Source organism: Sphingomonas sp. GW821-FHT09E03, assembly GCF_059416225.1.
Window position 1 is genome coordinate 76712 of record NZ_JBWKOS010000010.1, and the last position, 24285, is coordinate 100996.

The 24285-nt window shown below is 64.5% G+C and carries 20 protein-coding genes; all 20 read left to right on the top strand.

Annotated elements, in window-relative coordinates:
- Positions 1-188: 188 nt before the first annotated feature.
- Positions 189-548, top strand: a complete 360-nt coding sequence (locus AC07M8_RS16620; RefSeq protein WP_242152905.1) for a hypothetical protein — start codon at positions 189-191, stop codon at positions 546-548.
- A 419-nt stretch (positions 549-967) separates the two neighbouring features.
- Positions 968-2206 (top strand): TolC family protein, encoded by a 1239-nt coding sequence (locus AC07M8_RS16625; protein WP_242152902.1) that lies wholly within the window; start codon positions 968-970, stop codon positions 2204-2206.
- The gene (locus tag AC07M8_RS16630; RefSeq protein ID WP_242152899.1) at positions 2203-3450 is read left to right on the top strand and encodes an efflux RND transporter periplasmic adaptor subunit; all 1248 of its coding nucleotides are present in this window, start codon (positions 2203-2205) and stop codon (positions 3448-3450) included. The genes AC07M8_RS16625 and AC07M8_RS16630 overlap by 4 nt, the downstream gene beginning before the upstream one ends.
- Positions 3447-6608 carry an efflux RND transporter permease subunit gene (locus tag AC07M8_RS16635; RefSeq protein WP_495175389.1) on the top strand — a complete coding sequence of 1054 codons (3162 nt, stop codon included), beginning with the start codon at positions 3447-3449 and terminating at the stop codon, positions 6606-6608. The genes AC07M8_RS16630 and AC07M8_RS16635 overlap by 4 nt, the downstream gene beginning before the upstream one ends.
- Positions 6605-6937 carry a copper-binding protein gene (locus AC07M8_RS16640; RefSeq protein ID WP_242152893.1) on the top strand — a complete coding sequence of 111 codons (333 nt, stop codon included), beginning with the start codon at positions 6605-6607 and terminating at the stop codon, positions 6935-6937. The genes AC07M8_RS16635 and AC07M8_RS16640 overlap by 4 nt, the downstream gene beginning before the upstream one ends.
- 671 nt (positions 6938-7608) lie before the next feature.
- A complete protein-coding gene (locus AC07M8_RS16645; protein WP_242152889.1) occupies positions 7609-7920 on the top strand; it encodes a hypothetical protein in 312 nt (103 codons plus the stop codon).
- Between the two features lie 215 nt (positions 7921-8135).
- Positions 8136-8645, top strand: a complete 510-nt coding sequence (locus tag AC07M8_RS16650) for an RNA polymerase subunit sigma-70 (protein ID WP_495175390.1) — start codon at positions 8136-8138, stop codon at positions 8643-8645.
- A 27-nt stretch (positions 8646-8672) separates the two neighbouring features.
- Positions 8673-9014, top strand: a complete 342-nt coding sequence (locus tag AC07M8_RS16655) for a hypothetical protein (protein WP_242152884.1) — start codon at positions 8673-8675, stop codon at positions 9012-9014.
- 101 nt (positions 9015-9115) lie between these two features.
- Positions 9116-9514 (top strand): hypothetical protein, encoded by a 399-nt coding sequence (locus tag AC07M8_RS16660; protein ID WP_242152882.1) that lies wholly within the window; start codon positions 9116-9118, stop codon positions 9512-9514.
- Positions 9484-9954 (top strand): MarR family transcriptional regulator, encoded by a 471-nt coding sequence (locus tag AC07M8_RS16665; RefSeq protein ID WP_242152879.1) that lies wholly within the window; start codon positions 9484-9486, stop codon positions 9952-9954. The genes AC07M8_RS16660 and AC07M8_RS16665 overlap by 31 nt, the downstream gene beginning before the upstream one ends.
- 680 nt (positions 9955-10634) lie before the next feature.
- On the top strand, positions 10635-11969 hold the full coding sequence (gene repC, locus AC07M8_RS16670) for a plasmid replication protein RepC (protein ID WP_495175391.1): 1335 nt from the start codon (positions 10635-10637) through the stop codon (positions 11967-11969).
- 241 nt (positions 11970-12210) lie between these two features.
- Positions 12211-13137, top strand: coding sequence for a replication initiator protein A (locus AC07M8_RS16675; protein ID WP_259466935.1), 927 nt, complete (start codon positions 12211-12213; stop codon positions 13135-13137).
- Positions 13138-13314: 177 nt separating this feature from the next.
- Complete coding sequence (locus AC07M8_RS16680; protein WP_242152871.1) at positions 13315-17532, top strand: strawberry notch-like NTP hydrolase domain-containing protein; 4218 nt, start codon at positions 13315-13317, stop codon at positions 17530-17532.
- 125 nt (positions 17533-17657) lie between these two features.
- The gene (locus AC07M8_RS16685; protein WP_121905577.1) at positions 17658-19721 is read left to right on the top strand and encodes a ParB/RepB/Spo0J family partition protein; all 2064 of its coding nucleotides are present in this window, start codon (positions 17658-17660) and stop codon (positions 19719-19721) included.
- Positions 19722-19861: 140 nt separating this feature from the next.
- Positions 19862-20785 carry an ArdC family protein gene (locus tag AC07M8_RS16690; RefSeq protein WP_121905578.1) on the top strand — a complete coding sequence of 308 codons (924 nt, stop codon included), beginning with the start codon at positions 19862-19864 and terminating at the stop codon, positions 20783-20785.
- Entirely contained in the window at positions 20782-21753 is a 972-nt protein-coding gene (locus AC07M8_RS16695) for a phosphoadenosine phosphosulfate reductase domain-containing protein (RefSeq protein WP_121905579.1), read from the top strand. The genes AC07M8_RS16690 and AC07M8_RS16695 overlap by 4 nt, the downstream gene beginning before the upstream one ends.
- Complete coding sequence (locus tag AC07M8_RS16700; RefSeq protein ID WP_121905580.1) at positions 21750-21959, top strand: hypothetical protein; 210 nt, start codon at positions 21750-21752, stop codon at positions 21957-21959. Before AC07M8_RS16695 ends, AC07M8_RS16700 begins: the two co-directional genes overlap by 4 nt.
- 73 nt (positions 21960-22032) lie before the next feature.
- Positions 22033-22668, top strand: a complete 636-nt coding sequence (locus AC07M8_RS16705) for a hypothetical protein (protein ID WP_121905581.1) — start codon at positions 22033-22035, stop codon at positions 22666-22668.
- Positions 22669-22692: 24 nt separating this feature from the next.
- Positions 22693-23304, top strand: coding sequence for a DUF6927 domain-containing protein (locus AC07M8_RS16710; protein ID WP_121905582.1), 612 nt, complete (start codon positions 22693-22695; stop codon positions 23302-23304).
- Positions 23297-24277 (top strand): hypothetical protein, encoded by a 981-nt coding sequence (locus tag AC07M8_RS16715; protein WP_121905583.1) that lies wholly within the window; start codon positions 23297-23299, stop codon positions 24275-24277. Before AC07M8_RS16710 ends, AC07M8_RS16715 begins: the two co-directional genes overlap by 8 nt.
- The last annotated feature ends 8 nt before the right edge of the window (positions 24278-24285 follow it).

Here is a 24285-nt window from a genome sequence, read left to right on the forward strand (position 1 = left end):
CAGACCATCGCGCAGATCGCCCGCGAGATGGGACGGACGATGGATGCGATCCGCGGTCGTGCTGCGGCCTTGCGCATTACGCTGCGATCCTCGCAGCGACCGTGGCGCGACGGTGTAACCCGTCGGTGATTAGTCACCGAAGTACGTTTAATTGACTCGGAAACCCTTTGCCCTAAGTCTTCCATGACGTGACACGCCTTCTGCGCCCTTTCCTGCTGTTCATGGCCGTTCTCGGTCTATTTGGGCAATCGACGGCGATGGCTATGAGCCCCGCCCAGGGCGTCACCATGCCGATGACGGCTATGGCGACGATGGATTGCGGCAACAGCATGATGTCCGGGCAGATGCACGGCTCTATGCCGTGCAAGAAGATGACCCTTCAGTGCATTGCTGTGATGGGATGCGCGATTGCGCCCATTCTTCAACCTGTCGGCATCACGCTTTCAGCGCGGCAGCTTGACCTTCTTACACCAGCGTGGACGCTGACCGCGCGCCTTGAAGGCCGCACCTACGGTCCCGAGCCCGATCCACCCAGCTTCCTGATCTGACACCCGGATTCCGTCTGCCGCAGGCCCCTTTCGAGGCGATTGCGTGCTGGCGGCCACTGCTCAGATCAAGGATCGAACATCATGAAAATCGGATTTTCCGGCGCTCTCGTCGGTATTCTTGCCACGCTTGCGGCCACTTCCGCATCCGCGTCTCCGCGCGCCGACGATGGTCATTACGAATGGCGGCCTAGTGTCCAGGCTCCTGGCCCTCGCGCGCCGCTTGCCGTGTCGCATCGCGTCTGGGTTCCAGCGGCGGTGGAGATGACCGCTGCTGACACCGGCCGCCCACTGATGGCGGCCAAGTCCGGCAACATGGCTTGCTGCGTCTCACATAGCTCTTGAGCAAGCGATGAGGAACCGACCGGCAGGTCGAAGCCCTGCCGGTCGGTTCTACACTCTCGTCTGCCAGCGGGGAAACCATGTCCAGATACACGATACTGAGCGCTGCGCTGATCGCTGCGCTTACCACCACCACAGCGACGGCTGGACCGCTCACCTTCGATGCGGCGCTCGCCGCAGCGAAGGGCCATGCGCCGTCACTACGCGCTCGTACCCTCGGTGCTGATAGCGCGCGTGCTTCACGTGGGGCTGCAGGCGCCCTCCCCGATCCGAAGCTCGCGCTCGGGGTCGACAGCTTCCCGGTCTCGGGGCCGCTCGCGTTCGAGCCCAATCGCGACAATTTCACGTGGGCGCGGGTCGGACTGTCACAGGACATTCCGAACGCGGCCAAGCGGCACGCGCAACAGGCGCGCGCCGATACTGATATCGCGACTGCCGATGCAGAGGCGGTAGCTGAAGCCCGCACCGTTGAGGTCGAAACTGCAATCGCTTGGATCACACTGGCTTATGCCGAGCGCCGTCTCGTAGCACTCGACGCCGTGCGCGGTAGGCTGGAGCGTCTGGTACGGACATCCCCCAGTGCGGTATCGGTCGGTAACGCTCGCCCGGCGCAGACGCTTGCGGGACGCCAGGGTCTCGCAGCCCTCGATGATCGCCGCGACGAGCTGGTGTCCGCGGTCGCGCGCGCGCGCTCAGATCTGATCCGCTGGACCGGAGATCCGACCCCGGCGGTCGCCGGCCCGGTGCCAGACTTCATGGTGAACCCCGCGCAATTGCGCAGTGCGCTTGACCGCAACCCCATGCTGGCAGCGATTGCCGCCCGTGTCGGGCAGGCCGATGCCGACGTCCGGTTGGCGCAGGCCGATCGCCGCCCCGATTTCGGGGTCGACGTCAGCTACCAGCGCCGCGACCCGCGCTTTGGCGATTATGTCTCGGCGGGCGTCACCATCGGCTTGCCGCTGTTCAAATCGCACCGACAGGACCCGTTGATCGCCGCACGCGCCGCGGACGCGGCGAAACGGCGCGCCGAACAGGAAGATACCGCCCGCCAACTCGCGGCAGGTCTCGATGCGGGCCTTGCCGATCATGTGATGCACCATGCGCAGTGGATGCGATCGAAGGAGACGCTCGAGCCGCTAGCGCGCGAGCGCGTCGATCTCGAGACCGCGAGCTATGCTGGCGGACGTGCCGGACTGCTCGATGTCGTCGACGCACATAGTGCGCTTGCCAATGCGGCCCTCGAAACGCTCGACCGCGAGGCATTGGTCGCGATCGATGGCGCACGTCTCACTCTCACCTATCGGAGCGATCCACGATGAGCCCGCGCAATCTCGTCCCCCGCACGCCCGCGTCACGCGCCGTTGTTCTCGCGATCCTGGCCAGCGGCGGGATCGGGTTCGTGGCGGCGCGGCTGACCAGCCCGGCTACGACAGCTCCGGTGACATCGGCGACCGCCGATCCGGCCTCCTCGGCTAAACCCAAGCCACTCTATTATTACGACCCGATGGTGCCGCAGGAGCATTACGACAATCCGGACTCGCTCTCGTCGATGGGGATGAAGACGATCCCCAAATATCCGGATGCGAGTGCCACGGGAACGACTTCCAAGCCCGGCATCTCGATTGATCCGTCCGCAATGCAAAGTCTCGGCATCCGTATCGCCACGGCGACTACCGGGATGCTGGCCGGCGCACTGGATGCGACCGGCACGATCGACTTCAACCAGCGCGACGTGGCGATCATCCAGTCGCGCGCAGCCGGGTTCGTCCAGCGGGTATATAATCGGGCGCCGGGCGACGTGATCGCGCGCGGTGCGCCGATCGCCGACATCTTGGTGCCCGAATGGGGCGGTGCACAGGCGGAGTATGAGGCCGTGCGGCGGACCGGCGACAGGGCGCTCACCGCGGCCGCGGCCCAGCGCCTGCGCCTTCTCGGTATTCCGGGTGGCACGCCGCGCGGGCGCGGCATGACCACCGTGCGCAGTCCGATCGCCGGCGTCATCCAGACGCTTGACGCGCGGCAAGGTGTAACGCTCGCCGTCGGGCAGGCGCTGGCACAGGTCAACGGGCTCTCCACGGTCTGGCTTAATGCCGCAGTACCCGAGGTACGGGCCAATGCGGTCAAGGTGGGACAGACCGCGACTGCCGAATTGGCGGCCTTCCCTGCCGAGCATTTTACCGGGCGGATCATCGCCATCTTGCCGACGACGCAGGCCGACAGCCGCACGCTCACGGTACGGATCGAGCTGCGCAACCCAGGCGGTCGTCTTCGCCCCGGCATGTTCGCGACCGTCCATCTGGGCGGCACGTCCGACACCGCGCTGCTTGTGCCGAGCGAAGCCGTGATCCGCACCGGCATGCGGACGCTGGTCATGCTCGCCGAGGATAAGGGCCGCTATCGGCCAGCAGAGGTCAAGACGGGCCGTGAGGCAGGTGGCAGGACCGAAATCCTCGCCGGACTGGCACCAGGCGAGAAGGTCGTCGCGTCGGGCCAGTTCCTGCTCGACAGCGAGGCGAGTCTGACCGGCATCGCCGCGCGGCGAATCACGGGCGACACGAAGTGATCGCGCGGATCATCGAGGCGTCCGTCAAGGCGCGTGTCCTCGTCCTGCTCGCAGCCCTCGCGCTGATCGTCGTCGGAGTGGGCGCTCTGCGCTCGACAGCAGTCGATGCGCTGCCCGACCTGTCCGACGTCCAGGTCATCATCCGCACCACCTATCCGGGCCAGGCCCCGCAGATCGTCGAGAACCAGGTCACGTATCCGCTCGCGACGACGATGCTGTCCGTGCCGGGCGCGCGCGTGGTGCGCGGCTATTCGTTCGTCGGCGACAGCTTCGTCTATGTGCTGTTCGACGATGCGACCGATCTCTATTGGGCGCGCAGCCGGGTACTCGAATATCTGAGCCAGGTGCAAAGCCGCCTGCCCGAGGGCGCAAAGGCATCGCTCGGCCCGGATGCTACCGGGGTGGGCTGGGTCTATGAATATGCGCTGGTTGACCGGACCGGGCGTCACGACCTCGCGCAACTCCGCAGCATCCAGGACTGGTTCCTGCGCTACGAATTGAAGACCGTGCCGGGGGTCGCCGAGGTCGCGAGCATCGGCGGCATGGTGAAGCAGTATCAGGTCGTCCTCGATCCGCAGAAGCTGGCCGCTTACGGCATCACTCACGAGGCGGTGACCGAGGCGCTGAAGCGCGGCAACCAGGAGAGCGGCGGATCGGTCCTCGAGATGGCCGAGGCGGAATATATCGTCCGTGCGACCGGCTATCTGAAGACGCTCGACGATTTCCGCAGCGTGCCGCTCAAGACGGTTGGCGGCGTGCCCGTGACACTCGGCGACGTCGCCACAATTCAGATCGGTCCCGAGATGCGTCGCGGGTTGGCCGAGCTCAACGGCGAGGGCGAGGTTGCAGGCGGTGTCATCGTGATGCGCCAGGGCAAGAACGCGCGCGAGGTGATCGACGGGGTACGCACCCGGCTCGAGGAATTGAAGAAGAGCCTGCCGCCCGGCGTGGAGGTCGTCACCACCTATGACCGCTCGGGCCTGATCGATCGCGCGGTCGATAATCTGACCGCCAAGCTGATCGAGGAGTTCATCGTCGTTGCGCTCGTCTGCGCGCTGTTCCTCTGGCACGTTCGATCGGCGCTGGTCGCCATTCTCACTCTGCCGCTCGGTATCCTCATCGCCTTTATCGCGATGCGCGTGCAGGGACTGAACGCCAATATCCTCTCGCTGGGCGGCATTGCCATCGCCATCGGTGCGATGGTCGATGCGGCCGTCGTCATGATCGAAAACGCGCACAAACATCTCGAGCATTGGGCGCACGATCATCCCGATGAGACATTGGCGGGTGCCGAGCGCTGGCGCGTGATCACCGCGGCAGCGGTCGAGGTCGGCCCGGCGCTGTTCCTCAGCCTTCTCATTATCACTTTCTCGTTCGTGCCGATCTTCTCGCTTCAGGGTCAGGAGGGGCGGCTGTTCGCGCCCCTCGCCTTCACCAAGACCTATGCGATGGCAGGTGCGGCGATCCTGTCGATCACGCTGATCCCGGTGCTGATGGGGTTGCTGATCCGCGGTCGCATCCCATCCGAGAATGCCAACCCGATCAATCGCGTCCTCACCCGCATCTATCGTCCCGCGCTCGATTGGGTATTGGCGCGGCCGAAGCAGGCGCTGGTCATTGCCGGCCTCGTGTTTGCGACCAGCCTCTGGCCGATCAGTCAGCTTGGCGGCGAGTTCATCCCGCAGATGAACGAGGGCGACCTGCTCTACATGCCGTCCGCGCTGCCCGGGATCTCGACCGCCAAGGCCGGCCAGCTTCTCCAGCTCACCGACCGGCTCATCAAGACCGTACCCGAAGTGGAAAGCGTGTTCGGCAAGGCCGGTCGCGCCGATACCGCGACCGACCCTGCCCCGCTCGAAATGTTCGAGACCACGATCCGCTTCAAGCCCAAGGATCAGTGGCGCGCGGGCATGACGCAGGACAAATTGATCGATCAGCTCGACAAGGCGGTGAAGGTGCCGGGCCTCGCCAATTTCTGGATTCCGCCGATCCGCAATCGGATCGAGATGCTGTCGACCGGCATCAAGAGCCCGATCGGGATCAAGGTGGCAGGGGCGAACCTCGCCGAGATCGACGCGGCGGCGCGCGAGATCGAACAGGTCGCGAAGACCGTGCCCGGGGTGGGGTCTGCGCTGGCCGAACGGCTCACCGGCGGGCGGTATATCGATGTCGATATCAACCGGGCCGCTGCGGCACGCTATGGTCTCAACGTCGCCGATGCGCAGTCGATCGTGTCGAGCGCGATCGGCGGAGAGACGATCGGCCAGACCGTCGAGGGACTCGCGCGTTATCCAATCAGTGTGCGCTACCCGCGTGAGTTGCGCGACAGCATCGATGGCTTGAGAAACTTAGCCGTGCTGACGCCGGCACGGCAGCAGATCACGCTCGGCACCGTCGCCGCCGTTCGCATCACCGACGGCCCGCCGATGCTACGCAGCGAGAACGGCCGACCGGTGACGTGGATCTACATCGACGGGCGCGGCGCGCCGCTCACCACCATCGTTCGTGATCTGCAGAACGCGATCGCCGCCAAGGTGAAACTGCCGCCCGGCGTCAGTGTCACCTATACCGGCCAGTTCGAGTATCTACAGCGCGCGGTCGAGCGATTGAAGATCGTCGTTCCGGCGACCTTGGTCATCATCTTCCTGCTGCTCTACGCGACCTTTCGCCGGCTCGATGAAGCCGCACTGGTGATGGGCACGCTTCCGTTCGCGCTCACCGGCGGTCTATGGCTGCTCTATCTGCTCGGTTACAACCAATCGGTCGCGACCGGTGTCGGGTTCATTGCGCTCGCCGGTGTCTCAGCGGAGTTCGGCGTGGTGATGCTGATCTACCTCAAGCATGCGCTGGATGCCCGAGGCCCGGTGCCGGACGATGCCGAGGTCGAGGCTGCCGTGCGCGAAGGCGCCCTCCTTCGTGTCCGGCCCAAGGCTATGACGGTCGCGGTGATCCTGGCTGGCCTGTTTCCGATCCTGATCGGTACAGGCACCGGCTCCGAAGTGATGAGCCGGATCGCGGCTCCTATGATCGGAGGCATGCTCACCGCACCGTTGCTCTCGATGCTGGTACTGCCGGCAGCGTTCCTGCTGCTGCGGCGCTCCCGGCGTTCCCCTCACCCTTCGACCCCAGTCCCACCGCTGCAAAGGAATACGCTATGAAGAACACCCTGTTGGCACTCGCCATCCTTGCGGGCCTGACGACGACTACGGCATCGGCCCAGTCGAGTGCTTCCATGCACGGCATGCCGATGAAGGGGGCTGTCAAGGTCGGTCGCGGCAGTGGCGTAGTGACCGCGATCGATCCCAAAGCCGCCAAGGTCACGATCCAGCATGGACCGATCGCGGCGTTGGGCTGGCCTGCGATGACGATGGCGTTCACGGCAATCCCACCGGCAATGCTAAAGACCGTGAAAGTCGGACAGCGGGTCGACTTTGCCATGAGGATGCGCGGTTCCGTGGCGGAGGTTACAGCGATCCGCGCGCGTTGATCCTGGGCGGTGCGATCGTTTTCATCGGTACGCGGCGACCATCGCACCTTCCCGAACTCAGCCGATCCCCCCAAGTATCCGGATCTTCGCGGTAGCCGTCGCCGCTGCCGGCTTGTGAGATACATACTCTTTTGCCGATGATCGGGCGCGACCCTACCGGGCACGGCTCCATCGGCGCATATGCGCCGACCAAGCCACCGTGCCAGCGTCTCTGCCCTCGCGGGTGAGGATCCTCGCTTGAGGTGTGCCACGTGGCACACCTGTGGACGCGCAGCGCGCTAGCAATGCCGATCGTTGTTGATGACCTCCCCCACGGAGGCGATCGACACGACGATCGTCCGGGCGAGCTCCCGCGCCGCCCGCCATGCGGCAGATCGATCCGGCAACGAGCGCGACGCCTACTTCCAGGATGCTGGGGTCTGCTTGGATTTGCAATGACAGCGTGTTTTCGCCTGAGCCTTGTGCCATAGCGGTCGGGCTTGGGCATGGCTTGAACACCATCCTTGGCCCGCATGTGCGGTCGAATGCTGGGTCCCCGATTTCCGTCGGGCGGCCCGCGAAATACAAGACCTTGCTACCGCTTGTCGGTGCGGGGAATACGTGGGGCGTGGTTACCAGTGTTCCCGCGTGTTCAACCGTCCCGGCTACGGGCGGTTGATGGAACGCGCGCCATGTCCTTGATCAAAAGTTTGCTTATGAGGTTCCGCCGGCGTCAAAGCCCTTCAAAGGGTTTCTCCGGAAATGGTTCGGGAATGCTTCAGGTCGAAGCGCTGGTGCAGGCACATGGTGACTGGCTGGCACTTCTTGCCACGATACTGGAACGCGAACGCGTGATTACAGGCGCCGAACTCGCCCGCACCCTGTCCGAATTTGCCGCGCATACAGCCGAAGATCGCCCTGCCGAGGGACAGATCCTTTCCTTCTGGGCCTCACGCTTGAACGACACAGCCGCAACTCTCGGCAATTTTCCGTCCGTTCACTAGGGCTATCAATCATGCTGACTGGCGGCCGCTGCTGATCGCCAAGGGGCGCATGGGTTCGGCCTGCTTTAAAGTGAGAACTCGGCGAGGCGTCGTGGGCGCTCGAACAGGAGCCGTTCGCCGCGTTCGCGCGCCGACTGAACCCATTCGCGATGTCAATTTGATCGACAGAGCCCGTCAGGAGTTATCGCTGATCTGGAGCCGAATCATTCCGCATCGTGAGTATTTTCGAGAGCATGCTGACCAACGAACCGGATAGACGTCCTGCCGAACAGACGCCCCCAACCTCGACGCCCGGTGTAAGCGCACCTGATCGCATTGCCCGCCTGACCGATCGGCAACGGTCTTATCTCCGTCTTGTGCTTCAGAACCGCAACTCGAAGGAGATCGCGGCGGCCACGGGTAGCAGCCACCGGGCGGTCGATAAGCAGCTGTTAAAGGCCAATAATATCCTCGGTGTGCCGACCCGTTTCGATGCCGCGCGGCTCCTGGCGGAGTACGACGGAGGGGTAGAGCCTTTACCCCCTGCAAACGACCTACCTTCCGCGCCATCAACTTTCCCGCTTCCCCTCCCGTTGCCGACCGCTGGGGCGGCAGCGAATATGCTCACCTGGAAGCAGGTTGCCTTCTGGACTGCGATCATCTCGATCGTGACCCCCTTGGGCCTGACTGCGGCAGGCATGGCGATCGTAACGCTGCTTCTCCTGCTCGGGCTAAAAACACAGTAATGGGCGCCCGACGTCCAAGGAGGCGTAATGCAAGCACTTTCGAACACGAGCCGGATCATCGCCGATGAGTTGCGCAAAGCGGAGCGATCGATCAACCTTGCCACGCGCGACACTGCGCAGTTTCTTCTCACGACGCTGGATGCGACTGAAGTTCACCGACTTTCCCCTGCAATGACACAGCGTACGGTCAAGGCAGTTGTCGCAGCGCTCGCTTCGCTGGTCGAGGGCCAAGACCATATGGCTATGCGGGCCCACTTGGCTGCCGAGAAAGTTGGCCGCCAGCTTGGTCTGACTGAAACCAGTTGGGGGGAGCCGACGCCAAAGCCGGCTATGGGAACCCTAGGGGAAGATGCACTCGTCGATCCTTGAGCCCCGCAGCCGGAGGAAAAATGGCCGTTGGACTAGCCCTCGCACTGTTATTCAACGGAGCCTGCGCAATCGTGTGTACCTACGCGATAGCTCGGGGTGGAATGCCCGAGCGCGCGGGGGCAGCTATCAATCTGCTGGCTGTCGGAGCGACATGGGCCTTTCGCACCTTCGATCCCGCCCATCTCGCTCCCGCTGATGTAGCGATCTTATCAATCGATGTAGTCGTCGCGGGAAGCTTCTTCTGGCTGGGCATATCGACCATCCGCTTCTGGCCGATCTGGGCGGCAGGCTTTGCGGTAGCCGATCTCTTCATGAGCATCTTCGGCGCCCTGCTGCCACGCGTGCCGCTCTTTGCCTACCATACCGGGCTTGGGATCTACGCCTACCTCGCGCTCGGCGCGCTTGCACTCGGCACCTTCCGCTTGCCGACGAACGCCGAGCCCCACATCCGAAACGGATCAAGACGATTATGGGTGCAGTATCTGAGGGAGACGACCTGATCGACGTCGTCGTGCGGCTGCCGCGCAAGGCGATCGAGGACACTTTGCTGTCTATGCCGCCAGACGCGAGAGACCTGTCCGAGCGCAGGCTTGCCGAGGCTAGGGCGGTGTTGGTCGGCCGGCGTCGGCGGGCGACCCACTTCAACGGGGTCCGCTTCTATGATCCGAGCTGGGACATGATCCTGGAGCTTTACGTGGCCACGTGCGAGCGGCGCCGCATCGCTGTGTCCCAGCTTTGTAAGCTTAGCGGAGGCTCGACGACCACCGCTTTGCGCCACATCGAGCATCTCGAGGCGCTTGGATACATAGTCAGACAAACGGATCCCGAGGACGGACGCCGCCTGATTGTCGGCACGCTCGCTCCCCTTCTTGCTGCTTCGGAGCAGTGGCTCGATCTTCAAATCGCGGAGTCCCGAATACAGGATCGGAGATCGGGCTGACGATTTTCTACGGCTCACACTAGACTCCGTTCTTTTGGTCATCAGTGACATATCGAACGACTGAAAAGGTCTCGTTCGATCTACCGCTTGGACAGACGGCGTCAGCCAATTTCGAGCCCGAACCTGCAATGCCTCGCTAACTTAACTGCCATTGCCTCGCCACGCCTATCCGGCGCGGCGCAGAGGAGGATGCTCTCCTTCTGCGCTACATGTCACGTAAGACAGCCGAATCGCACGATTCTCACGCCGTTACCGAAAGCACGAGCGAGAACGCGACGGCGTTACCGATAGCACGTGTCTCAGCGGCACGGCGTTATCGATAGCACGAGCGAAGATCGACGCTTCGTTACCGATAGCACGTGATTATTGCCCGTTCCGTTACCGATAGCACGATTCATCGCGCACGACCGACCCGCCAGCGATGCTTAACAATCAACGTTGTGGATCGGCTCGACGCTGACCGCCGCCGTCCACCCGGGCGGGCGCCACAACGATCAAGGGGGACGCTGTTCGGACATGAAAAACCCGGCACGAGGCCGGGCTTTTCGGGACGCCTGCTAGGGCGGATGTGAGAACCCTCACTTAGCTGGCTCCCTTTCATATTGCTACCCCAAAGCGTCGACCGTGGCGCCACGGTGTCGCTGTGTCTGCACGGGCTCCCCTCCCAGGGAGAACGAACAATGGCTGCTGCCCAAAGCCCCGGTCGGGGACTACGCCGGTTTGACGAGCATGCCGCCAAGGCGACGAAGCTTGTCGATGAGTTTTGCGGGCTCGAGACCGGAATGGCACCTTCCAACGCGCTTGCCGCGCTCAAAAGGGCGGCTCCTTATATGGGCGTCCCCCTGCGCGTGGTCTCCGTCATCGATCTCCTGTTTGCCTGGACGAAGCCGCAGGACTGGCAGGGTGGACAAATCCCCGTCGTTTGGCCGTCGAACGACCTGCTCGCGCAAAAGCTGGGCGTAACCGTCCGACAGGTTCAAAAGCTCTTGAATCAGGCACAGGCCTTCGGTCTGATCAGCTTTCGGGATAGTCCGAACGGTCATCGTGGTGGACGCCGCGGGGCCGACGGCTTCATCACGTGGGGCTACGGCATCGTGCTCGCTCCGATCGGGACCAGGCTTCAAGAATTTGCTGCCCGCGCGGCCAAGGGAGCCGCAGAGGACGCGGCACTGACAGTGCTCCGCAAGCGCCTTGCCGCTGCCCGCAGGAATATCAGGGCTCTGGCCCAAACGGCATTCGACGCCGACCTTTACGATTTGAATGCGGGTGACGATCTCGCGTTGGCGTTGATGGCCACCGACCAGATGCGCTGCGTCCGCGATGCCGGCCTTCTGACGGCCTGTGTGGAGCAGATCGAAGAGCGTGCGCGTCGTCTTGCCGAGGCTGTTTCGGCCAAGATTGCCGTCCCCAATATGGTTAGCGATCAGGATGATTGTTCATGCTGGGATGGACCTGAGGACATCCACTTTACAACTACAAATCAACTCCAATCTGCTAAAGCAGATACCCGTAGTGGCTTGGCGAATAGAAGTAGTGAGAATGGGGACGCGCTCCCCTCTCAACCTCAAACTGCAGTCGACGACGATCTGGAGAAACACGGTGTCGACCCGGAATTCATGATGTCGATCGCGCCGGAGCTCTGTTCCGGTCTGCCCTACCGCGATGGATCGTGGGGCGAGGTGGTCGCCACCGCGGAGCGGCTTGCGGGCCAGTCGGGGATCAGCAATCACGCGTTCAAGGAAGCCTGTCGCATCATGGGCCAGCGAGGTGCTGCTGCCTCCGTCATCGCCACCATCCAGAAATACCGGCGCGGCGAGGTTCAGCGGCCCGGCGCGTATCTTCGCGGAATGAGCAGCAAAGCTGACAAGGGCGAATTGAACCTTGGGCGGACGCTCCACGGCCTCAAGGACACGAGCCGCGCGGTCGCCATGCGGGGGATGTCCGATGGGACCGATGCGACGCCGATCGGGAGCCTGATGTCGCGGCTGGTTTCCCGGGGAGCCGGACTACGATGACGGGATCTCGTCATCTTTTCAAAGGCCTGGACCTCGTACTGCACACCTGGTCTTTGAACGGCTTTCACGGCGTTACCGATAGCACGAGTCCCGACCGAGTTTGCGGTGGCTCGCACCTACCGAAATGTGAAACACACCCCGATTTACCGGCTAAATCGCTCCAAATCCTCGTGCTATCGATAACGCGGTCGCTTATCCGACTGCAGGTTTGCGGCCGATCGGCTATAAGCGGCTTTGCTAAGTGAAGCTGGTGGGAGCCCCGACGATGGATTCGCGAGAAGTTGCTCTCACCCAGGGCAAGCTGTTCGACTATCTCGACAGCCCGCTGCACGGCAAAGTCCGTGGCGAGCAAAGCATCATGGACTTTCCACTCTTCTCGTTAGCGAAGCGGCCTCAGATGGAGGCCATGACCTACGAGATGGACGGCGTCAAAATCGAGATCAAGCCTAGTTCGAGCGGTATCGCGACGATGTGGGATAAAGAAGTCCTGATCTACGTCCTGTCGTTGATGGTGCAGCATATTGGTCGGACCGGGGGTGAAGTACAAAACGTCTTCACCTTCAATGCACACGACTTCTTCCGGGCGACCGGCGTCGGACGCCCATCGAAGCGTGATTACGATCGCTTCATCGAAGCGCTCGGTCGCCTGCAGGGCACGCAGATCCGCACGAATATCAAAACCGGCACCGTGGGGACGAAGGGCTTCTTCTCCTGGTTCGCGGAAGCGCAGGCGACCACTCGCGAAACGGCGAGCGGCGTCGATCAACTCATGCCTGTCCGCGTCCAGCTCTGTGATTGGCTCGTCCGCGCGGTCTCGCGCGACAGCCGTATCTATGACTACCACAACGACTATTTCCGTCTCGGCTCGATTGAACGACGCCTTTATGAATTGGCGCACTGCTACTGTCGTGATGAAGAATATGAAATGCCTCTGGAAATGCTGGGTGCGAAGATCGGCTCAACGTCGCCGCTCCGCACGTTGAAAAGTCAGCTGAAGAAGATCGCAGCCGAGAATAAAATGCCGAGCTACTCCATCGAAGTGCGGGAAGTTGTTCCGGAAGTCCCTGCGCGGGATAAACTAGGCCGACGGGTCGGGAAGCCCGAGACGGTCGTCGTGATGAAGCCCAAGGATCGTTTGACAGGAACTCGAGCCGCGTTGGCCGCCTGATATCGATCCATATGCCTGACATCCTGCGCAACTAGCTGCGGCCGACGCGTCCCAACCGGCTTTGGGAGATGGCTTCGCGGTAGCGATGCTTCGTCGGGCGCAAGGCGTGCAGAGGAGAGGGAGCCTTCGGCTTGTTGATCCGGTGATGAGCACCGGGCGACAAGAAGGAAGCCCTCGATGCGCACCTCAGCCGCAGCTCTCGAACTCGACTTCACCGAACCCTCGATCACGGCCGCCAAGGCCGTCGCCGACACCATCGCCAGGAACGGTTCGCTCCAGCGCGACACGCTGCTGTGGGTCATGGAGCAAGCCTATGGCGGATCCTCGGCCGACGGTCGTTGGTCGCTACGCGACGCTTACGACATGCTCGAACTCGCCGAGGTCATGCACCTGGCGAAGGCCGACCTGCCGTCCACACCCGGCAATTGCCTTGCCGCGCTGACCGAGCTGGTCGCCGGCCTGCCGACGCATACCGTTCGCAGCGAGGAGCAGATTGAGCTTCAGCAATTCTCGACCCCGGCCCCGGTCGCCTACCTTGCTGCGCTCGCCGGCAGGATCGCGGCCACGGATCTGGTCCTCGAACCGTCTGCCGGGACCGGCCTGCTCGCCGTCTTCGCGCACCGCGTCGGTGCCCGCCTGGTCCTTAACGAGATCGATCCGGCGCGCGCTGAGATGCTCGCTGCCGCGTTCCTGGGCGTTGCTGTCACGCGGCACGACGGCGAGCTGATCCACGATCTACTCGAACCAACGATCCGGCCAACGGCCGTCCTCATCAATCCTCCCTTCTCGCGCAGCACCGGTCGCCATGCCGACCCGCTGGCAGCGTTCCGACATCTTCGCGCCGCCTTGATGCGTCTCGGCACCGGAGGCCGCTGCGCCGCCATCCTGCCCGACCGCGTCGATACCTCGAGCCGCGCCTGGGCGAAGGCGACCGAGGGTTGCACGCTGACGCTGCACCTCGAATTGCCGGCGAATGCCTATGCGAAGCATGGCACCAGCCAGACGGTGAAAATCATGGTGCTGGAAAAGGGCACTGGCACGCCTGCCGAGCTGATCCGCTGCGCGACGCTCGCCGATGCGCTTGCGGCGATCACCGCCAAGACCGCTCCGCCTGTGTGCGCGCCTGTCCCGCGCACGGCGTCGCTGCTCACCCGCCCCACCGGGCGTAGCTCGCTTCTTGGCGGCTTGGCGAGCAAACCGCGCCTCAACGCACCCCCGGGAAAAGCGGCGCAGTCGCAGACAGCGACGCCGATCGATTACACCGTGTTCGCCGAGCCACTCCCGACCGGCGAGTCTGTCGGTGTGTACCTGCCATACCGGCCCAGCCGGATCGCGATCGGCTGCGCAACGGCGCATCCAACCGCGCTGGTGGAATCGATTGCCATGGGCTCGATCACCGCACCGCGGCCGACTTACGTCCCCACGCTCCCGCAAGCCGTCGTCGACGCGAAGACGCTCTCCGACGCACAGCTCGAGACGCTGATCTATGCCGGCGACGCTTTCGAGCGTGACATCCCCGGCCTGTTCAAACCTGTCGAGGAGGGACTCTCGATCGCACCATCCGAGGATGGCCGTCCGTATCGGACCGGCTTCTTCCTCGGTGACGGCACCGGGGCCGGCAAGGGCCGTCAGGTTGCCGCGATCATCCTCGACCAGTGGCTGCGCGGACGCCGAAAACACATCTGGGTCTCCAAGACCGAGACGTTGCTCGAAGATGCGCGTCGCGACTGGACCGCCGTTGGCGGTCTCGCGCTCGACATCCAGCATCTCAACCAGTGGAAGCTGGGCTCGCCCGTAGGCGCGGCCGAAGGCGTGCTGTTCCTCACCTATGCGACGTTACGCTCCAATCGCGGTGACAAGGGCACCCGGCTCCAGCAGATCCTCGAATGGGTCGGCGACGACTACGACGGCATGATCGTGTTCGACGAGGCGCACGAGATGGCTGGTGTCGCAGGAGGCGAAGGCAGTTTCGGCACCAAACAAGGCTCCGATCAGGGCATCGCCGGCGTCCGTCTCCAGAACCTTCTGCCGCGCGCCCGCGTCCTCTACGTGTCCGCGACCGGCGCATCCGACGTCAACAATCTTGCCTATGCAACGCGGCTTGGCCTGTGGGGTCCGGTCACGGCGTTCGCCGATCGCCGGACCTTCGTCGACTCCCTGCGCCGGGGCGGTATCGCCGCGCTGGAGCTGATCGCGCGCGACCTGAAAATGCAGGGCCTCTACGTCTCGCGCGCGCTGAGCTTCGCCGGTGTCGAATACGATATCCTCCAGCACAACCTCACACCAGACCAGATCGAGGTCTATGACGCCTATGCCGATGCGTGGGCGATCATCCACAGCAACCTGCGCGCGGCGCTGGACGCGACCCGCGTGACGGACAGCTTCTCGAACGACACCTATAACAGCGGCGCCAAGGCGGCCGCGCTGTCGATCTTCGAGTCCACCAAGCAGCGTTTCTTCTGCCAACTCCTGATCGGCATGAAGCTGCCCTCACTCGTTCCCGCGATCCGCGCCGATCTCGCGCGCGGCGAGAGCGTGGTGATCCAGCTCGTCTCGACGTCCGAGGCGATGCTCAACCGGGCACTGGCCGCGCTGACCGTCGAAGAACGCGCCAATCTCGACATTGAACTTTCGCCGAGGGAGTTTCTCATGTCGTACCTCACGGCCGCCTTCCCGGTCCGGCAGATGAAAACCTTTGTCGACGAGACCGGCAAAACCCGTTCCGAACCAATGTCGGACGAAGACGGCCGCCCCGTCTTCGCCCGAGAGGCGCTCGAGATGCGCGACAACCTCCTCGAGCAGCTCTGTGCACTACCCATCGTCGGGTCCGCGCTCGACCATATCATCGGGCATTTCGGCACCGATGCGGTCGCCGAGGTCACGGGGCGTAGCCGGCGCGTCATCATGGACGCCCACGGCCGCCAGCGCGTCGAAAGCCGCTCGCCCCGCACCAATCTCGCCGAGACCGACGCTTTCATGCGCGGTGCAAAGAAGATCCTGATCTTCTCCGACGCTGGCGGCACCGGCCGCAGCTATCATGCGAGTCTCCGTTGCGAAAACCAGTCGCGCCGCAATCATTACCTCCTCGAGCCGGGCTGGCGTGCTGACGCCGCCATCCAGGGGCTTGGCCGCACGCACCGCACGCATCAGGCAACCGCGCCGCTGTTCCGGCCGGTGTCGACCAACTGTCGGGGCGAACGTCGCTTCATCTCGACGATCGCGCGCCGGCTCGACAGCCTGGGCGCGCTCACCCGCGGCCAGCGACAGACTGGCGGTCAGGGCCTGTTCGACCCGCGCGATAACCTCGAAAGCGACTATGCCAAGGAGTCGCTCGAACAGTGGTTCCGCCTGCTCGCCAATGGCAAGCTGCGCTCGACCACGCTGGACGAGTTCCAGAAACTGACCGGCCTCGAGCTGGAGGGCGAAGGTGGCGGCCTCAAGGAAGAGATGCCCCCGATCCAGCGCTGGCTCAACCGTATCCTCGCGCTGCGCATCTCCATGCAGAACGCGATCTTCGACGAATATCTCGGGCTGATCGAGGCGCGCATCGAAGCGGCGAGAGAAGCCGGCACGCTTGATCTTGGTGTCGAGAGCATCAACGCCGAGCGCATCACGATCCTCGATCGCACCGTCATCCGGCGCGACCAGACAAGCGGCGCCGAGACCGAGATCCTTCGATTGGAAACCGAAGAACGCTACAAGCCGCTCGCGCTGGATCGCGCCTTGCGGATCGGCGACGACGCCCGTCCGATCGTCAACCGCAAGTCGGGGAAGGCCGCGATCCGGTGCAGCACCTATTCGCTGACCGACGATGATGGCGAGATCGTGCGCCGCTACGAGCTGGTCCGCCCGACGCGCACCGAACGGATGCGCCAGGATCTTCTTCTCGAAACGATGTGGGAAGATGCGAGCGAGGCGGAGTTTTCCGCGCTCTGGCAGGCCGAGGTCGAGGAGATTACGGGCAAGACCCGCACCAATACGCTCTACCTCGTCACCGGCCTGCTTCTTCCGGTCTGGGACCGCCTGCCCGACGATCACGTCCAGGTCTGGCGGCTCAACACCGATGACGGCCAGTCTTTCCTTGGTCGCATCGTTCCCGCCCCACTTGTGAGCAAGCTCGCGGACGCCTTCGGCATCGCCGCCACCATCACGGTGTCGGGTGCCGAAACCGCCAAGCACGTCATGGGGACGGCTGAAATCACCGCGCTCGGCGCATACCGGCTGAAGCGCAGCCTGGTCGCAGGCCAGCAGCGCCTTGAGCTGCTCGACTGGCCGCACACGCGATTGCCCGAACTGAAGGCAGCCGGGTGCTTCACCGAAATCATCCAGCACAAGACACGGATGTTCATTCCTGTCGCGACGGCCGCGACCGTAATCGACCGTATCACCGCTTAACACGATCGAGGCTCTCTTCCCGGGTCATCAAAGGGAGGGGAGGGAGCCTTCGGCTTTGTGAGCTTGGAGGACCAGGCTCGCGTGACCGCGGGACGCGGCGCGCCATTTCCAAACGGAGACGACCGATGATCCAGTCCGTGAAGGTCAAGAACCTGACGCTGTCGAAGGACAATGTGCGCAAATCCAACCGTGACGCAGGGATCGACACCCTCGCCGCGAACATCGCAGCCCAGGGGCTGTTGCAGAACCTGATCGTCACCCCGCTCAAGAAGGCGGGTACGTTCACCGTGAAGGCGGGCGGTCGGCGCTTGCGCGCGCTCCAGCTCCTGATCCAGCAGGGCACCCTCCCCGCCGATCACACCGTCCCGGTCCTCGTGCTGAGCGACGACGACAACTCGATCGAGGCGAGCCTCGCCGAGAACTTCCAGCGCGTGCCGATGAATCCGGCCGATGAATGCACCGCGTTCAACTTCCTGATCCAGAAGGGCATGACCGCCGAGGACGTCGCCAAGCGCCAAGGCGTGACCACCCGCTTCGTCGAGCAACGCGTGCGCCTTGCCGAGCTGGCCCCGCCAGTATTCGAGGCGCTCGCAGCCGGCGAGATCACGCTCGGCGTTGCGCAGGCTTACGCCGTCACCACCGACGTCGACCGCCAGACGCGTGTGTTCGCCCAGATGAAAACCTCATACTACGGCGACAACCCCGACAATATCCGTCGCGCGATCCTCAACGGCACGGTCAAGGCGAACGACGCCAAGGCCCGCTTCGTCGGTCGCGAAGCCTATGTCGCCGCGGGCGGCCGCATCGAGGGCGACCTGTTCGCCACGGAAGGCGATGAGAACTGGATCGACGTCGACCTGATCGAGACGCTTGCCGCCTCGAAGCTCGAAGCCGCAGCGGCCGAACTGGCGCGAGACCAGGGCCTCGCGTTCGTCACGCCGATCGCGGCGACGCACGTTCCCTACGACCTCGAGCGCCAGCTTCACGAGTATCACGCTCCCGCCCGCGCCCTCACCGAGGACGAGACCGCGCGTGTCGAGGTTCTGTCGGCCGAGAACGACGCGCTGATCGACCAGCTTGAGCAGGAACTGCCCGACGGCAGCGCCGAAGCCGAGGCAGCGAACGCGCGTATCGAGGCGATCGAGCGCGAGCTGGAGACGATCGAGGACGCCCGTCATGAGATCGATCCGGCGCTGAAGGCGCAGATCGGGACGTTCGTCTATATCGGCGGTGACGGTGAACCCCGCGTCCACACCCGCCTCTTCAGCGAAAAGCCGGTCGTGGATCCGAACGCCCCGCCCAAGGAGTCGGGCGGCGCGACCGGGGACGGCGATGCCGGTGACGGCGAGCAGGGTCCGAAGCTCAGCGCCACGCTGATTGATGAACTGGCGACGCAGCGCCGCCAGATCCTCGCCGCCCACGTCGCCAGCGACCCGGGACTCGCACTCGACCTGACCATCTTCCTGATGGCGCAGAACGTGGTGTTCGAGCAGGCGCACATCCCGAACCACTCGACCTTGAAGTCGAGCGCCGCGGGCTTCCCGATCTTCGGGTTCCGCGACGAGGGATCGATGGCGTCGCAGACGATCGACGACCAGCGCCAGCGGCTCGACACGAGCTGGGCGGGTCTGCCGACCATGACCGCCCGCTTCGACGCCTTCCGGGCGCTCGACGACGAGGCCCGGGGCGCTTGGGTTGCATACTCGATAGCACGAACTCTCGAACCGACGCTCAACGTCGCCGAGGGCTATCGGAGTAACGGCTTCCACGACCATCTCGGTCGCCTCCTCGACATCCAGGTCGAGAATTGGTGGCGCCCGACGGCCGAGAACTTCTTCGGCCGGGTCAAGAAGACCGTCATGCTCGACGCGCTCGAGGAGATTGGCGGGCCGATCCTGCGCGGCCGCTACAAGGACGCCAAGAAGGGCGACCTTGCCGGCACCTGTGCCTCGCTGTGCAACGGCCAGGGCATCGTCGAAGCCGAGATCCGCGAGAAGGCGACCGCCTGGTTGCCGGAAGCCATGCGCTTCGAGGCACAAGAGAAGGCGGCGCGCACGCCGCTGCGCTCGAGCTTCGCCGATGACGAGACCGGCACCGATCCGGACGAGGACGACGATACCGACCTCGACACCGGTGACGACGCAGTGATCGATCACGAGGAAGAGGAGGATTTCAGCCAAGCGGCCTGACGCCGGCTTGCACATTTCGAGGCACCTGGGGGCGGCACTTTTCACGGAGTGCCGCCCCTCTTTCTGTGACCCGGCACCGCCTCCCGAAAGAGGGGAGGATGCTCACGCGGGTTCGCCTCACCTCAATCAGGAGAACGATCGTGGCACAGACCACCGACAAGCCCTCGCCTGCTGACATCATCACCAACACGATCATCGACAAGCTCGAATCCGGGGTGCGTCCCTGGGTCAAGCCATGGCGCCCCGGCCTTGGCGGCCGTCCGCTGCGCGCGACCGGCGACCCCTACAAAGGCATCAACTGCTTCTGGCTGTGGCTGTGTGCCGAGGGCGCGGGCTACAACTCGCGCACCTGGATGACATACAAACAGGCGCAGGCCCTTGGCGGCCAGGTCCGCCAGGGCGAGCGCTCGCAGATTGCGATCTTCTACAAATCCTACAGCAAAACCGTCGAATCCGTCGTCACCGGCGACACGACCGACGAGATGCGGCGCGTGCTGCGCTCCTACGCCGTGTTCAATTGCGACCAGATCGACGGGCTGTCTCCTGACTTCTACCCGAGCCCTGTCAGCATCGTGCCCCCGGCCGATGCGCTGCCCGAGCGCGCGCAGCGCTTCCTCGATGCCCTGCCGGCTACGGTCCACACGCGCGGCGATCGCGCGTTCTACGACCGCACCGCCGACACCATCACCATGCCGCCCGTCGCGCTATTCTCGACGCGCGCCTACTTTGCGGCAACACTCGCCCATGAGGCAGGCCACTGGAGCGGCCATCCCGACCGGCTCGATCGCACGTTCGGCAAGCGCTTCGGCGACGACGCCTATGCGTTCGAGGAGCTTTGTGCCGAGATGACCTCAGCGCTGCTCGGTGCCGATCTCGGTCTGCCGACGTCGCATATGGACGACCACGCCGCCTATATCGGCTCGTGGTTGAAGGTGCTGCGCAAGGACAGCCGCGCGATCATGACCGCCGCGGCGAAGGCAGAAGCGGCAGCCGGGTATCTGCTCCGCGCGACCGGCCTCGACGCCTCGGCCGAACCCGAGGAACAGATCCGTGAAGCAGCATGACCGCTCCGGCCGCCCTCCCCGACCTCGGCGCCTACCGGCGCTTCGTCGTGGCATTCAGTGGCGGCAAGGACAGCCTTGCCGCCCTGCTCCACCTCCTCAGCCTCGGCGTGCCGGCACACGCGATCGAGCTGCATCACCATGATGTCGATGGCCACGGCCCGACCTTCATGGATTGGCCGTGCACCCCCGCCTATGTCCGCGCGATCGCCGAGCAGTTAGGGATCGCTCTCTACGTCTCGTGGCGCGAGGGCGGCTTCGCGCGCGAGCTGGCGCGCGACGACGCGCCGACCGCCCCGATCGCGTTCGAGACACCGACCGGCATCGGCCGTGCCGGGGGCAACGGCCCTGCTGGCACGCGCGGGCTTTTTCCCCAGACGTCTCCCGATCTTCGGGTGCGCTGGTGCAGCCCCGCGCTGAAGATCGACGTCCTCGCCGCCGCGATCCGGAATCAGCCGCGCTTCCTCGACGGCCGCACGCTCGTCATCACCGGCGAGCGCGCCGAGGAAAGTCCCTCGCGTGCGCGCTATGCGACGTTTGAGCCGCATCGCACCTCCACCCTCGCGCGTGCAGTCGATCATTGGCGCCCGGTCCATGACTGGACCGAGCGCCTGACCTGGGACGCGATCTCGCAAGCGCGCATCCGCCCCCACCCGGCCTACGTCCTGGGATGGGGACGTCTGTCGTGCCGAGCCTGCATCTTCGGCTCACCGGACCAATGGGCGACGCTCCGGCTCGTCTTCCCCGCCGCCTTCCGACGGGTTGCGGCTCGCGAAGCCGCGAGCGGGAAGACGATCCATCGCTCGCTCACCGTCACGCAGCTCGCTGACCGCGGCACGGCGTTCCCGGCTGCGACGCTCCATCCCGACGAATTGGCGCAAGCCGATGATCCGGTCTGGCGTCTCTCGATCCTGGCGGATCGCTGGACGCTCCCTGCCGGCGCATTCGGCGACCATGCAGGCCCGCCATGAACGCCGCCACGCGCGTCGATCTCATGGACCTGCTCGCTCCCACGCGGGAAGACCCGCTGTGGGAAGCCGAGAAATCGGGATGGCGCTGCTTTGTCATGGGCAACGACCGTTGCCATTACCGCCGAGGGAGCAAGCTCCGTACGGCTTGGCAGTCCGGCTATGACGCGGCCTCACGATCTGCCGATCCTGTACGCTTTATGCTCTGACCAAGGCACCGTCCACGGAGGAGAGGGAGCCTTCGGCCTTTTGAGCGCGCGTGTGCGCTCAGGAGGTTCGGTCATGCTCTACGACACCCATTACCGCCACAACGAGGCGCTCTCCCCTGCCGCGCTGGGCACCCTGCCCGCTGCGCTCCATGCCCTGAACGCGGGCGTTGACGACTGCCGGCGTGCCGGCAATCCGATCGACCGTGATGCGTCGATCCTGCTGCTGATCCGCAACCTGGCGTCCGTCGCCGAATTTGGTGCGCCCAGCACCAACGAACTGCGCCTGCGCTGTGCGGACGGTCGGGGCACCGTCATCGCCGGATCCGCGCTGCTCGCCATCGCCGGCAATACCGTCGCCGGCGATGGCGCGGCGAAACGGACCTTCCATCGACAGGCACGCGTCGCGCTCGCTTCGCTTGCTGCGGCGATCGGCCTCGAGGCGCATGACGTCCGCATCGACACGGACATGGGCGGGATCGCGGACGACGGAACAACCGAGCTGCGCCACGCCGATCTGTCGATCCGGGTGCGGCCGCACAGCTTCCTCCCCGACAGCGAAATCACTTTCAATCGCTGCCGGGGCGGCGAACACGCCGGCCCCGTTCAGCGCGCACCGATCGCCGAGCTGCTGGATGCAGCCACGTTCCAGCGCCGGCTCACGGCGACGGTTGGTGACGTAGGCACTCCGCGCCTCGCCGCTGCCGCCTGATCCTCACGTCATCGGAGACTTATCATGGGTTGGCTCTTCATGCGCGATTTGGGCGGCCACGCCACCTCGCGCTCCTATCTCGACAACCAGTTCACCTACCAGCGAGACACGCATCGCCTGACCGTGCTGGCATCGGCCATGGTCGGATCGACCTATTACGCCGCTTGCGAGCGTCTCGCGGACGACGTCGAACGGATTGTGTTCGGCATCGTCTGCCTCACCAAGACCAGCACCGGCGCGCGCGACGGCTGCACGTTCGGGTACAAGGATATGGATGAAACGGTCGGGCCGAACGAGAGCGAGTGCCCGGCCGCGATCCTCGACGAGCTGACCGCTACGGACAGCAAATATGCCTTGGCCTGGCGCGCGCGGTGCCGCGCCAACCTGCTCGCGAAGAAGCTCGACCGGGCCAAGCCGACCCCGAAGCCTGGGCAGATCATCATCTTCGATGAGCCCATGCGCTTCAGCGACGGCAGCGACCGCAGCCGCTTCGAGGTGGTTGCCAACCCCAAGGGCAAGACGCCGCTGTTCCGCGACCCGGAAAGCCGCGCGATCTGCCGCATCCCGGCGTTTCGCAAGCGCGCCTACCGCATCGTTCATGCGGCGATCATCGTCCGGGATACGACCAATGGTTGATCGCCCGCCCGTCATCGCGGCCTGGGGGGCCGGCGTTGACTCCACCGCCATGATCGTCGAGCTCGCCGAACGCGGCGAGCCCGTCGACATGGTTCTCTTCGCCGATCCCGGCGCCGAAAAATCGGCGACCTATGCGTTCATCCCCGTGTTCCGGGCCTGGATGTCGGAACGCGGCATCCCATCCGAGATCGTCCGCTACCAGCCCCGCAACTTCAAACACTGGCCGCCTTATGCGGGCATCGCCGAGAACATGCTGACCAACGCCACCCTGCCCTCCGTGGTATTTGGTGGCGGGTCGTGCAGCCAGAAATGGAAGGCGGCCCCGCAAGATGCCTGGACCGCCCAGTGGGAACCCGCGCGCCGCTGCTGGGACGCAGGCGGGCGCGTGGTAAAGCTGATCGGCTACGACGCCTCGGGACGCGACACGCAGCGTTACCATCATGCGGTCGGGTGCGAGGATCCTCGCTACGCCTACCGCTACCCCTTGCGGGAATGGGAATGGTCGCGCGCCGACTGCGAGGCGCGCATCGCGCGCGCCGGACTCCCCGTCCCGCCCAAATCGAGCTGCTATTTTTGTGGCAGCATCAAGCCCGACGAGGTGCTGGAGCTTTCAACCGAGGAGCTGCGCATCATTGTGTTGATGGAAGCGCGAGCCAAGCCTCGCCTTCGCAATGTCGAGGGCCTGTGGCGCAAGCCGGTGCTTGGCCGTCGCGGTGCGACGCCGCGTCCCGGCAGCATCACCGAGTTCATCCGCGAACGCGGCCTCCTATCATCGGCCGAAGTCGACCGCATCATCGAGACGGCGCCCTTGGCGCTACTCGATTTTCAGGCCGCGCAGGCCGCACTTCTCCCTGAGCAACGCGTCCCGATGGGGCGCTGGCTCGACGACTTTCATCGCGCGTCCGACGCGCTGGCCAAAGACCATCACCATCGTACTGAGATTCCGGCGAACTCTGTACCGAACCGGCACTGACTGCCTGT